This is a genomic window from Shewanella sp. 10N.7, from assembly GCF_020806285.1.
GTDB classification, from domain to species: domain Bacteria; phylum Pseudomonadota; class Gammaproteobacteria; order Enterobacterales; family Shewanellaceae; genus Shewanella; species Shewanella electrodiphila.
Window position 1 is genome coordinate 1 of the sequence record NZ_JAJGZS010000050.1, and the last position, 12,475, is coordinate 12,475.

Annotated in this window: 9 protein-coding genes; 4 read left to right on the forward strand and 5 right to left on the reverse strand. The window is 41.9% G+C overall.

All coding sequences use genetic code 11. The features are described 5' to 3' along the window. The first annotated feature begins 287 nt into the window (after nucleotides 1-287). Together LMH66_RS20015 and LMH66_RS20020 are read left to right on the forward strand one after the other, a co-directional pair. Entirely contained in the window at nucleotides 288-2,492 is a 2,205-nt protein-coding gene (locus tag LMH66_RS20015; protein WP_229372639.1) for an LruC domain-containing protein, read from the forward strand. A 64-nt stretch (nucleotides 2,493-2,556) separates the two neighbouring features. After that, a complete protein-coding gene (locus LMH66_RS20020) occupies nucleotides 2,557-3,174 on the forward strand; it encodes a hypothetical protein (RefSeq protein ID WP_229372642.1) in 618 nt (205 codons plus the stop codon). 170 nt (nucleotides 3,175-3,344) lie between these two features. Here the strand turns inward: LMH66_RS20020 and LMH66_RS20025 are convergent, their stop codons facing one another. From LMH66_RS20025 to LMH66_RS20035, 3 genes are read right to left on the reverse strand one after another with little or no spacing between them, the layout of a single operon-like run. After that, nucleotides 3,345-4,835: an efflux transporter outer membrane subunit gene (locus tag LMH66_RS20025; protein ID WP_229372644.1), complete on the reverse strand. Its 1,491-nt coding sequence runs from the start codon at nucleotides 4,833-4,835 to the stop codon at nucleotides 3,345-3,347. Further along, nucleotides 4,822-7,875: an efflux RND transporter permease subunit gene (locus LMH66_RS20030; RefSeq protein WP_229372646.1), complete on the reverse strand. Its 3,054-nt coding sequence runs from the start codon at nucleotides 7,873-7,875 to the stop codon at nucleotides 4,822-4,824. The genes LMH66_RS20025 and LMH66_RS20030 overlap by 14 nt, the downstream gene beginning before the upstream one ends. Then, a complete protein-coding gene (locus LMH66_RS20035) occupies nucleotides 7,875-8,957 on the reverse strand; it encodes an efflux RND transporter periplasmic adaptor subunit (RefSeq protein ID WP_229372649.1) in 1,083 nt (360 codons plus the stop codon). Before LMH66_RS20035 ends, LMH66_RS20030 begins: the two co-directional genes overlap by 1 nt. Before the next feature lie 410 nt (nucleotides 8,958-9,367). On the opposite strand from LMH66_RS20035, the gene LMH66_RS20040 reads away from it, so the two are divergent. Beyond that, entirely contained in the window at nucleotides 9,368-9,910 is a 543-nt protein-coding gene (locus tag LMH66_RS20040) for an outer membrane beta-barrel protein (protein ID WP_229372651.1), read from the forward strand. Nucleotides 9,911-10,074: 164 nt separating this feature from the next. On the opposite strand, the gene LMH66_RS20045 is transcribed toward LMH66_RS20040, so the two are convergent. After that, on the reverse strand, nucleotides 10,075-10,989 hold the full coding sequence (locus LMH66_RS20045) for a LysR family transcriptional regulator (RefSeq protein WP_229372653.1): 915 nt from the start codon (nucleotides 10,987-10,989) through the stop codon (nucleotides 10,075-10,077). A gap of 201 nt (nucleotides 10,990-11,190) precedes the next feature. Between LMH66_RS20045 and LMH66_RS20050 the strand changes: the two genes are divergently transcribed. Continuing rightward, nucleotides 11,191-11,547 (forward strand): RidA family protein, encoded by a 357-nt coding sequence (locus tag LMH66_RS20050; RefSeq protein ID WP_229372655.1) that lies wholly within the window; start codon nucleotides 11,191-11,193, stop codon nucleotides 11,545-11,547. 418 nt (nucleotides 11,548-11,965) lie between these two features. Here the strand turns inward: LMH66_RS20050 and LMH66_RS20055 are convergent, their stop codons facing one another. After that, nucleotides 11,966-12,358, reverse strand: a complete 393-nt coding sequence (locus LMH66_RS20055; RefSeq protein ID WP_229372657.1) for a hypothetical protein — start codon at nucleotides 12,356-12,358, stop codon at nucleotides 11,966-11,968. Nucleotides 12,359-12,475: the final 117 nt, after the last annotated feature.

Consider the following 12,475-nt stretch of genomic DNA (forward strand, 5'->3'; position numbering starts at 1 on the left):
AGGGAGTCGCAGTTCACTCCCTTTTAGTCTGGTGTGGGCGAAGCGCCACGACTTTAATCTCGACTTTAATCCAAACAAAGTTTGAAACAATACATATCGAACTAATTCAAACCATTTCAACCTTAAAAATCACAAACTCTCACATTCAGAATGCGTTGCAGAATGCATTTATAAAACAATAAATAATTCCAGTTGCCAACTAAGCTACTGTATTTGTTGGGTAATTAAAGTTGGCACTCACTGTGCATTCTCAAGTTACATCCTGATAATGAATAGCGAGATGCAATATGAAAATACCGACACAACAAACCGTAAACGCCAATGCTTTGAACGCTAAGATGATCAAAATTTTAAGCTTCAGTAGCATTGCTATTGGTACTAGCATGGCATTGTTTAGTGCCAATACCTATGCTGCCGAAGCTTTTGAAGCGTGTCCAACTGAAGCCTTTATTGTGCAAACACCATCGGGAGTGCCAAAAACCTTCGGGGTTGAATTAGGCACAGGTAGTTACACCGTATTGTCACCTGATATGGGGCTTACTAAGTCACTTAATGGTGTGGGTTTCAGTTATCTAGATAACTATCTATATGGCTGGGATTATGAACATGGCACTGTGGGTAAAGTGGGTGAGGATTATCAAGTTGAACCACTAACTATCGTAAAAGACAGTTCAGCTGCTGCAGCTGGAAATTTCTATGTTGGTGACGTCGCGATCAATGAAAACGTATGGTACGGCTACCGTAAAAATAAAGGCTTATTTACTGTCCCGCTTGATGGTAACGATCACCCAATGAACATTGTCCCAGGTAGTAAAGCCAATGCCACCTACAACGTAACAGATTTTGCCTTTCATCCAAGCAACGGTTTTTTGTATGCCGTGACTAACGGGAGTACAGGTAAATTAATCAAAATTGACCCAAGCACAGGTGCAGCAGAAACCATTGCAACGGTTATTACTAAAAGCAGTGGTAGCTTTACTTTTGGCGCACAATTTTTTGACCCTGACGGTAACCTTTATTTAAGTAACAACGGCGACGGTAACGTGTATAAAGTCAACGTTGATAGTGACAACCCCGCTGCTGAACTCTTCTCTTATGGTCCGTCATCAACCTCTAATGATGGTGCTCGTTGTGCACTTGCTGAAGTCCCAGTGGGTGACAGTGTCGACTTTGGTGACGCACCTGACAGCTACGGCACCTTGATTGACTCAAATGGTGCTCGCCACGGTATTGTTGCCGGCATGTCGTTAGGTAGCTTAGTGGACAACGAATCCGATGGGTACCCAGCGCCACTTTCTGATGATGAAAGTGATGGCATTGATGATGATGACGGTATCAGCATGCCTACAGGTTTTGAGATTGGTGAAAGTGCCATGTTGATTGTCACCACCCAAGGCGATGCTGCCTTTTTAAATGGCTGGATTGATTGGAACCAAAATGGCGAATTCGATACTGATGAAAAAGTTATTGCAGCGCGTTCAGTCAATGCGGGTACCACTACGTTATCAATAGATGTTCCAAACTGGGCTACAACAGGTGATACATGGGCTCGCTTCCGTCTCAGTTCGGTGGCGGACATTCTGCCAACAGGTGGTGTGAGCGATGGTGAGGTAGAGGATTATCCAATTACTGTTACCGAAACCGGTATCACTATCAGCTACTACCCATCGTCTTCTGAATACACCACGTTAGCTTATGAGGATTTATACCCATATCAAGGCGATTTTGATATGAACGATGTGGTCATGCAGCTACGTATTAGCCAGTTTAGTAAAAATGATATGGTTCGCCGAGTGGCGTTTGATGCACAGCTAGTGGCAATGGGTGCAGCCTACCACAATGGTTTTGCGGTGCAGTTACCTGATATTGGCCGCGGTAATGTGCAAGAGTCTGCGATTGACTGGAGTATGCAAGGGGTTAAACAAACCACCTCGCCGTTAGAAGCAGGCCAAACTAACGCAGTGTTGTTATTCAGTGAAGATTTATGGCAACACGCCACACCCGGTAATGACTGTTTATACTTTAGAACCGAACCAGGTTGTGGCACCCAGTACCGCGCAACTTGGCAGATGACCGTACCCTTTGTTGACTCTGTTCATGTTGATGATATGCCAGAGTTCCCCTATGACCCATTTATTTTTGCAACCCCAGGAACTGACCATAGTTTAGCGGCTAAAAATATTACTGATGGTCAAAACCCGGGCCGTAAATTAGAAATTCATCTAAAAAACAAAGCACCAACAGACTTATTCGATACGCGCTTTTTAGGCATGCACGACGATGCTTCTGCCGCTTCGCAAGGGCATTATTTCCAAGATGAAAATGGCATGAGCTGGGCAATAGAAGTACCAGATACATGGCAGCATCCTGCAGAAAACCAACGTGTTGATAGTGCTTATATTGAGTTTATTGAGTTTGCAGCAGATGAGTCAGGTGAAACCAAGCCATATTGGTATTTAAATGCAACTGACTCGTTAATTTTCAAAGACTAATGACGCTATTGCAGCAAATCAATTTAACTCAATTAAGCAGTAAACGGAATTTAAGGTGAATACGATGAAAACATTAACTCAACAAGCTAAAAACCTGAAAAATCAAGGTTTCGGTATTAACTGCACTAGCATAGCAATGGCAATGTTACTGACACAATTAACCGCTTGTGGCGGTGGTGGGGGAGACGATAGTTCTCCAGAACCAGTAGCGTCAACACCAACGACTACGACAACGACGCCGACTACGACAACGACGCCGACTACACCAACGACGCCTACCTCCCCGACGACACCGGAGACGCCAGTTGACCCAGATCCTGAAACACCGCCAACGGAGCCAACGCCTCCAGCAACTTCGATTGATGACTTAGTGGTGGATGCTGACTTTGACTTACAAGCGGCGTTCACGCTAGCGATTGATGTGGCGCTTGATTCAACCCAGCGAGGTTACTTCTCATTGTGTGACCAATTTGAGCAAAATGGTGCTGAGGTTACGGTGAACTTTGAATCGTGTTTATTACGTGGTGCATTAGATGAAGGCAGTTTATCTGAAGCACTATTGGTGGCAAACCATCAACAAAACTTAGTCGCTGTGGTGTGGTTTTATGATGGTTCAGATCCTGTTTATCAAATGTGGTCATATGATATGGAAGCTGAGGAGCAGTCTCTTACTATTGATTAAAGCATGATCGACTAAGTCAATTAACTAAGTTGATTAACTAACAGTGATGAGTTAAGAATGAAATGAATCGTTGGGCGCATGACCCCAAAAGACAGTTTGAGCGCGTTAAAATCCCCTGAGCATCACATTAAGATGATGCATTAGGGGATTTTTTCTTGCCTAGACTGAAATTAATCAGCGCTTGAGTTAACTTGGCTAGGCTCCTTATCTTTGTCTTTGTCCTTATCTGACGTCACTGACTCTTGGTTTGCCACGTTCCAATCGCCGCCGAGTGCTTTATTCACCATAATGACATTGCTGGCAATATTGAGCTGTGCAACCACCACTGCATCTTGCATCGTGTTATCTTGTCTTTGTGCATCAAGCACTTGGATGTAATCAATTAAGCCGGCTTTATATAAGTTATTGGCTTTTTCAACAGCCGTTTCCGTTTGAGCGGCTGCGATGTTGAGCTGTTGATAAAAACGCAAGCTGTTGCCGTAACTCATTAGCGTGGTTTCGACCTCATTGAACGCGGCATTCACTGCATGTTCATAGCGAAGGCTGGCTTGTTTGAAGCGCGACTGCTGCATATCCACCATTGCACTGCTACGGCCGCCATCAAATATGGTCCACTTTGCGCCAAAACCTGCTGCCCAGCCTACAGAGTCAGAACTCAATAAGTCATCGGCGCTTTCTGCTACCACCCCTGGACTTGCTGTGAGGTAAAACTGTGGGTACTGATTGGCAATACTGGCACCAAGTTCTGCATTAATCGCCGCCATTTCTCGTTCAGCTAAGGCTATATCTGTGCGACGTTTAAGGATGTCAGATGGCATCCCTGTTGGGATTTGACCTGTTACTGTAGGTAGTGGCGCCGCTTCAAAACGACTGATTATGTCACGAGGATGCTGACCCAATAATGTGGCCATTCGATATAAATGCACCTTTTCAGCGGTTTCAAACAATGTTTGGCTTGCTGTTACGCTAGCTAATGCTGCACGAGCACTGGCTAAGTCTAGCTCTGAACCAAAGCCACTGTTAATCAAGCTTTGCACCATTTCTAATGTTTGTTGTTGCTCATTTATATTACGTTTAGCAATGGCTAAACGCGCTTGAGCACCACGATACTGCAAGTAATTGTGTACCACATCAGCCGTAATCAAGGTGTTTACACCTTGAGAGAGTATTTCTGCTTGTTGGACGCGAATACTTGCTGCATCACTCAGTGCATCAAGGCGACCAAACAAGTCAACTTCCCAGCTGACATTAGCGCCAGCCATCAGGCCATTATGACCTTTGCCGATCATTTCAGCGCCAATGGCAGGGCCAGCCAATGAATCGTTTTCAGATAAACGATAGTCAAATGCACCAGCGCCAAGACTGACGGTTGGGATCTTAAGTGACGACACCATAGTTTCGTAAGATTGCGCCGATTGAATCCGCTGCGCCGCAATTTGAATGCTAATGTTTTGCTGCTGAACTTCTGCAATCAAGCTATCAAGTTGTGGGTCGTTAAAGCTCTGCCACCACAAATCATTTTCAATGACGGCTTTATCAGCATTTTCTGCATGTAAATACACTTGATCTAATCCCACAGATTCAGGCGCATTGTAATCGGGTGTCATGCTACAACCGCCCAGTAATAAGGCGATGACTAATGAGATATTACGCATTTTCATGAGTTAACTCCTGTTGTGCTTGGCGCTTGAAAAGCAATTTATATAAGGCTGGCATAATAAAGAGCGATAATACTGTTGCCACGGCTAGGCCACCAATAATGGTTGCTGCCATTTGGTCGAATAATAGGTCTTTCAATAATGGCACCATACCTAAAGCAGTCGTCAGCGCGCCCATCGAAATCGCCATGGTTCTGTTGAGTGTCGAGTGAATGATGGCATCATCGAGTGCAGCCCCATTTTTGCGCTCAAGTTCGATTTGATCCATCAAGACTATGCCGTTTTTAATGATCATACCCGATAAGGCAATTGCACCGACTAACGCCATAAACCCAAATGATTTATCAAATAAAATCAAGCTCCAGCACACGCCGATAAAGGCCAGCGGTAGGGTAATAAGAATAATGGCTGGTTGCTTAAATCCATTAAACAATAGGACTAAAATAATCACCATAATCAGGAAGGCTTTTGGCGTTTGAGTCATAATGTCATCAATCGCTTCACGCTCTTCTGAATACTCTCCGCCCCATTGCATTTTGTAACCGACTGGTAGTTCAATGGCTTCTATATCAGCTGCGATTTGGTTGCGGACATTGCCAATGGTATCGCCATTAACACCTGCTTGGACGGTAATGGTTGGTACGCGGTCACGTCGCCAAATCATGCTTTGCTCGCCGCGAATTTCAAAGCTGTCGACCACATGAGATAACGGCACGCTGTGCAGCCCAACCATTGAACGAACCGGAATATCCCCAAGATCATCTAGGCTTGCATTTGAAGACTGCAATACAATGGGTACTAAGGTGTCATGTTCACGTATTTGACCTAATGTAATGCCATCACTGGCACGCTTGATTGCTAAGGAAATATCGGTACGGTTAATGCCAGCAAGGCGGGCTTGCTCTTGATTAATAACCGGATGAATCACTTTACTTTCTTGACGCCAATCATCACGCACATAACGCGTATTAGGGTGTTGCTCTAATATGGCCTGCGCTTGATCTGATAGTTGTTTAAGCACTAATGGATCTTTGCCAGAAAAGCGCGCTTCAATATTAAATTTATCAGATGTCGCCAGCTTTAAATCACGAAAACGAGGTTGAGCCTGTGGGAAGTTACTAGCAAGCCAGGCATCTCCATCTTTAACGAGTGACTCAATATCCTCAAAGTTATGGGTATTAATTAAAATTTGGCCATAACTACTGTCCATGGGCTCAGGCTCAACGGTGACAGAGAATCGCGGTGCACTGGCGCCGATTGATGTCGAAATACTACTCACTTCAGGGCGAGCTAGTAACCATTGCTCAATACGTTGCATATCTTCTGATACGTCTTGAATACGGCTACCATTTGGCAACCAATAATCAATAAATACCATGGCGCGATCAGAGTTAGGAATAAAGTTCACTTTGACAAAAGATGACGCAACCGCAGTAATAAGTAGTGCAGGAATAATGATGGAAATCGTATATTTAGGGTTTGCGACAGTCCAGGTTATTGCTGCTTTAAACTTATCTGCAATCACTGAACTTTTTGGCTCAGCATCTGCATCAGGCGCTTTGATAAAGGCCCAGCACATTAATGGCGTAATGATCATTGCCACTAACCAAGATAACAATAATGAGCTAGCAAGAATTTGTACGACAGAAACCGCAAACTCAGCAGCGTCAGTGGTTGAGAAAATCACTGGCGTAGCGCCCATTATCGCAATGACGGTTGCGGCTAATAATGGTAGGCCGGTTTCACTAATACATGCTTTTGCTGCTTCAAACCGTTCTTGGCCAGCTTTGAGTTTATTGACAAACATGTCTGTGATCACAATGGCGTTATCCACAAGCATACCTAATGCAAGAATGAATGAACCGACTGATACACGTTGCAAGTCGATAGGGACAATGTTCATGTAAATCAAGGTGAATAAGATGGTCATTAATAGACTGGCACCCACAATAGCGGCACTTCTCCAGCCCATAAAAATCATCAATATCACGATGACAATAGCGATGCTCTCTAATAAGTTATTAATAAATCCAGTGATTGATTTGTGGACTTCATCCGGTTGAAAGGCAATGGTGCTAATATCGACACCTAATGGCAGCTCTGATTGATATTGAGCTATCACTTCTTTAAGGCTATCGCCTAAAGACACCACGTTTATACCATCAACAGGGCTGACTGCTAGCGTGATTGCCTCTTCGCCATTAAAGCGGCTTTCGGCGATAGAGGGAGTTTGATAATCATAATAAATATCTGCCACATCACCTAAGCGTATGAGTCCACTTGAAAGTGAGCCTAGGCCAGATTTAATAGTGAGGTTTTTCAAATCTTCAATATTTGAAAAACTGCCTGTTTGCGAGACTCGTACTTGTTCAATGCCCATGTCAAAACTACCGGCATCAATAGGTAAGTTTTGACTCATGAGTTGATTATAGACTTGCACGGCTGATAGGCCTGATTCTGCTATGCGTTCATCACTGATATCAACGTTTACTACGCGGTCTCTAACGCCGTGCAGTTCAATTTTTTTGATACCTGTGACTTCTTTTAAGCGACGCTGTAGCTCTTTAGAGTAATCCTTTAGTTGTTGTAAACTCGCGCCTTCGCTGTGGATGGCAAATAGCATACCGTACACTTCAGAAAACTCATCCTGGATGATATTAATCTGCGCTTCGACAGGCAGTGCAAGTTTGACATCATTGACTTTACGGCGCAGTAGATCCCACTCTTGCGGTAACTCTTGAGAAGGCACTGTGGAGTTTAGGTCAACAAAAATCATTGATAAACCAGGGCGAGATAACGAGCGTAAGGTATCTAAACTGCTCATTTCTTGAAGTTTCGTTTCGATTTTATCTGTGACTAAATTCTCAACTTCTGAAGCTGATGCGCCAGGGTACATGGTGACGACCACAGCCGTTTTAACCGTAAATGATGGATCTTCTAGTTTGCCTAAATCAAAGTATGAGTAAATCCCAGAAATAATACACAGCACGGTAAAGAAGCATACGAAAACGCGCTGTTTAATAGCGAACTCAGCTAAATTCATTATTCGCCTCCCACAGGTATAATTTGGTCGACAATGCTACCGTCAGCAATAAAAGCGCTACCTGCAACAACAATGATGTCATTTTGAGCAATATCACCTTTTACACAAATATCGTTACGACCTTGTTTGACGACATCTACGTTAATACGGCTAGCAGTATTACCAACTAGCTTGGTAACTTGTGGTGCATTTAAATGGCTCACCAGGGCACTAGCCGGTAAACATACGCTGCTATTGTCGAGAGTTTGATCAGCGATGCGTACATTAATTACCTTGCCAGGATATAAGCTGTTATGAGATCCATTTAAAGCGACTATAGCTGAAAAAGTACGCTTAATTGAATCTGGAATACTGGCAATTTCAGTGACGATACCTGATACAGCTTGACCATGGTCATGACTGCTAACTTGGGCTATTTGTCCTTTTGAAAACGCAGGTAACATGCTTTCAGGAATATCAATAATGGCTTGAAGCTGCTTAGGTTGATGCAATGTCACAAACGAGATACCAGGAGAAACTTGCTCAAAATTATCAAATGAACGTTGTCCTACAACCCCGCTAAATGGCGCAATTAATTGTGTGTATGCTAGAGCATCTTTAGCTTGTTGTAAGTTTTGCTCAACCACTGTGACAGCGGATTTGGCTCGAGTTACGCCTGTTTTAGTGCGATCTAAGCTAATATCTGACATCGCATTACCGTCACTGGCTATTTGAGTGCGTTCAAATTCATTTTTAGCGAGAAGGTAGCTGGCATTAGCCTCATTTAAACGACCTTCAAGTTCAGCGACGCGGACTTGATAATCATGAGGGTCGAGACTGGCAATAACCTGTCCTTTTTCTACGTATTCACCCTGAGCAACATGAATTTCCTTTAGCGTACCCGCTACTCTAAACGCCAGCCGTGCTTTTTCTTGTGCTTCTAATACACCAGAAAAACGTAAGTCATGCTGAGTATGGCTATCACTTATTGTGATAACCGATACTGGTTGGCTTGGTTTAGTTTCGACAATAGTTTCATTGCTACAACCAGTGGTTACAGCAATGACGAGTGCGACTTGAGACAGTTTAGCGAATTGATACATTTTTATTGAATCCCTCTTATTTAATGCCGGCTATTTTAAGGTGATGTATTGAGAAACATTAGAGGGGGAAAATGAGTTTTATTGTCTCTGTAAAAGATACAATGCTTAAGTGGGGTAATTAAACGGATCAGGCTGATAGAGATGCTATGTAGAAGGTATACCGTTTACGAGTAAACTGTTTTTAAACTAAATAATGTCTAAGTTGCTAATTTGTAGATGTTGTGACAATTATTATTGTGTCTTGTTGCTAAATTTATTATTAAATTTCATTAGGTTAAGTTGTTTTTATTGTCTCAAAAATTGAGACTAAGAGAACCATTTTCAGGGCTTATTTTTCTTCAATCACTTTTATATGATGCTTTCGTCATCAGGGATGTTGAAACAATGAATTGAAATTAAAGGTGAACATAATGAACAAACTATATAAAGCCCTCCTAGTAGCAGGCGTAACGATCAGTGGTACTACAGCAGCAACAGCGGCTGACGTTGAATACTTCGTAGGTGCTGCCACGGGTTATCAAACTGATACCATTAAAGGTGATATTAGAAAAGACAGTGAAGACATGTCATGGCAGTTACGAGCTGGTGTATTAATTAATGAACAGCACCGTATCACTGGTACTTTTGGCTATATGGAAGATAAATTCAACATCGCAGATACCAAGTATAAGCAAGAGCAATACAGCTGGTTAGTATCTTACGATTACTTAGTGCCTATGAATAAAAATGCTAACTTTTTTATCGGTTTGACGGCAGGTGCTAACGACAATAAAGTGGCTGGTAAAGCATCGACTGATTTTGTTTACGGTGGCCAAGCTGGCTTGCAGTACAAGTGGAATGAGCACCTATCATCAGATTTAGGTTACCGTTACCTTGAGCAAGATTACAGCAAAAATGGCATCAATATTGAGAACAGCCAACAAGTTTACTTAACCTTAGATTACACTTTTTAGCTTAGGTGTTTGATTCACAATAGATTGTGAGTCTGAGGTGTTTTGATTACGGCCCATTGCGATTAATAGACTATTTAAAGCCCCTGACTATTAATCGTTTTTGTAATCGTTGGCTTAAGCCAATTTCAGCATAAAACTGTGACTCAGTTTTATGCTTTTTTTGCTTATTCCTTTTGCTGTGTTCTTTTAACTTCAGTCTCTGTCAGTGCATCTGCCATTTCAATAATCTTATTAGCAAACATTTTTGCCGCAGAGGATAAATGCTTACGGCTAGGGTAAACCAAGTAACAGTCAAAAGGTGCTGATTTTAATTCTGGTAATACATTGACCAATTTTCCAGCATCTACTTCGTCAGCCACAATGCTATATGGTAAAATTGCAATCCCCGCACCAGCACTACAAAAGCTGAGTATTGAATTAAGTTCAGTGGTAATAATGCTGTAATTCAAATCCACAGGTTGATTGTTAAGCAAAATTTGTGTTTCAAGGCTGCCGTCAACCTCCCGTCTGCCTATATAGACTTGCTGGCTAAGGTCTTCAATGGTGTTAATCTTTGGTTTTTTTATTAAGTAATCTGGTGATGCAAATAGCTGTAAATTAAACGTCTTGAGTTTTTTCGCAATAAAACTACTGTCATTGAGCTCTCCGGCATCAAGCATGAAATCTAGTCCAAGCCGAGTCATTTCTTTATAGCCGCCATTAATCATAAAAATGTCTAATTGAACTTGCGGGTATTGATGCACGAATTCAGCAATATGATGATGGAGCAACTTGTCAGTATAGGGAATTAATCCAATACGCACTTTGCCCTGCACTTGTGCTTGTTGGTTACGCATAATGTGTGCGGCATTTCGAAGCTGATCCACTAAAGGTTCAACTTGCATTAAAAATTGCTCACCATTGGGCGTTAATGACATGGCGCGGGTTGTACGAATAAAAAGCGGGGCTCCAAGGTGTTTTTCAAGTTCAGCGATACGGCGGCTTACTAATGCACGACGGGTATCTAAAGATTCTGCAGCTTTCGAAAAACTGCCTAATTTAGCAACCGCAATAAATAGCTCTAAATCATTGATGTGCATGTATACTTCTTAAGTTAAGTGCCAATCAAACAGTGTATTTTTTTGTCAGTCATCTTGTCAATTTTTTAACAGCATATTCGTCTATCGCTTCACAGTTTTTTTAAAGAGTAACTCATTGATGCTGAAGCATTCTCAGTTGTTATTTGTGACAGGTTTGATAGATAATCACGATTGACTTTTATACCACCTCAGAGAATCAATATGACTATTGAACGCATGGAAACCAAAACTCGAATGAGCCGCATTGTGAAACATAACGGCACCATCTATTTATGCGGCCAAGTTTGCCAAGATGCCACTAAAGACATCACCGAACAAACCCAAACCATGTTGGATAAAGTGGAAGCATTATTACTGCAAGCAGGCAGCGATAAAAAACATATGTTATCTGCGACCATTTACGTCAAAGATATGTCTTATTTTGCTGAAATGAATGCGGTTTGGGATGCATGGGTGATTGAAGGTTATGCACCAGCACGCGCTTGCGTTGCCGCTAAAATGGCCCGTGATGCCCTACTGGTTGAAATTTCTGTCGTGGCTGCTGAAATTCAGGCTTAATATAGTTTTATATCGATAGGGCAATGAATCGATTTAGATCTCAGATCCATTGTTACCCATCAGCATTCAATTCCCTCAAGTAGCCTCAGGCTACTTGAGTCTTGCTGGAATAACCATCGGTAGGTTAATTCGTTTGGCTATTACTGTGCGACCATAATAAAGATTGAAAAAAATTAGCGCTTTCATGAGCGGTGATAAGGTAACCGCTTGATAATTTATATGAGCAAGAACGTGACTTTTTGATTGTAAAGTTTGATCACTTCCAAACTCACTTTTGGACAGAAGCCACTTAGAGTATTGAGTTTAATCAACCTAACTATGATTAGAAAAAGTATGGCAATCGAATGTTCGGTAACGCCCCAAACAGAGGCAAATAATTGTTGGCTAAAATAAGCGACGTAGGAGCAAAAGCCAACTGTTATTTGTCCTGCTGATTTGGCTTGTTATATCTCAATCGATAAAAATGTAAAAGCAAATAAAGACCCATTACTATCTGTAAACCAACTGAAAATTTAAACCATCCGGGGTCATCTTCCAATGTATGGTGAACATTCTTAAGCCCGTTATATTCACCTGTATAAAATGAATAACAGCCATGTAAGAAGAAATAAAATCCAAAAATAAGACATCCCAACCAGCTACCTTTTAGTTTTTTGGCTGGATCAATAATCTCATCTTTTTTATCAACAGGCTTCTCAAGTTCAATATAACTACATAACGCTTTAAATCTCTCGGGGTACATTTCACGGTCAATGTTTTCATAAACATCCAATAATTCTTCTTGAGTGTACTTTGAATAATCAGGCTCCATGCTAGAAGATATTCTCCTTTGAGATTTAACATTTGTATAGTGCGCATGCGCATTTATTTGGCAAGCGCGCATGCACATTTAATAAACCTATTATTTAAGCCTTACTAAAGTAAAGCT

Coding starts and splice junctions, on each gene's coding strand:
- LMH66_RS20015 (WP_229372639.1), top strand. CDS start 288: ATGAAAATACCGACACAACAAACCGTAAACGCCAATGCTTTGAACGCT.
- LMH66_RS20020 (WP_229372642.1), top strand. CDS start 2,557: ATGAAAACATTAACTCAACAAGCTAAAAACCTGAAAAATCAAGGTTTC.
- LMH66_RS20025 (WP_229372644.1), bottom strand. CDS start 4,835: ATGAAAATGCGTAATATCTCATTAGTCATCGCCTTATTACTGGGCGGT.
- LMH66_RS20030 (WP_229372646.1), bottom strand. CDS start 7,875: ATGAATTTAGCTGAGTTCGCTATTAAACAGCGCGTTTTCGTATGCTTC.
- LMH66_RS20035 (WP_229372649.1), bottom strand. CDS start 8,957: ATGTATCAATTCGCTAAACTGTCTCAAGTCGCACTCGTCATTGCTGTA.
- LMH66_RS20040 (WP_229372651.1), top strand. CDS start 9,368: ATGAACAAACTATATAAAGCCCTCCTAGTAGCAGGCGTAACGATCAGT.
- LMH66_RS20045 (WP_229372653.1), bottom strand. CDS start 10,989: ATGCACATCAATGATTTAGAGCTATTTATTGCGGTTGCTAAATTAGGC.
- LMH66_RS20050 (WP_229372655.1), top strand. CDS start 11,191: ATGACTATTGAACGCATGGAAACCAAAACTCGAATGAGCCGCATTGTG.
- LMH66_RS20055 (WP_229372657.1), bottom strand. CDS start 12,358: ATGGAGCCTGATTATTCAAAGTACACTCAAGAAGAATTATTGGATGTT.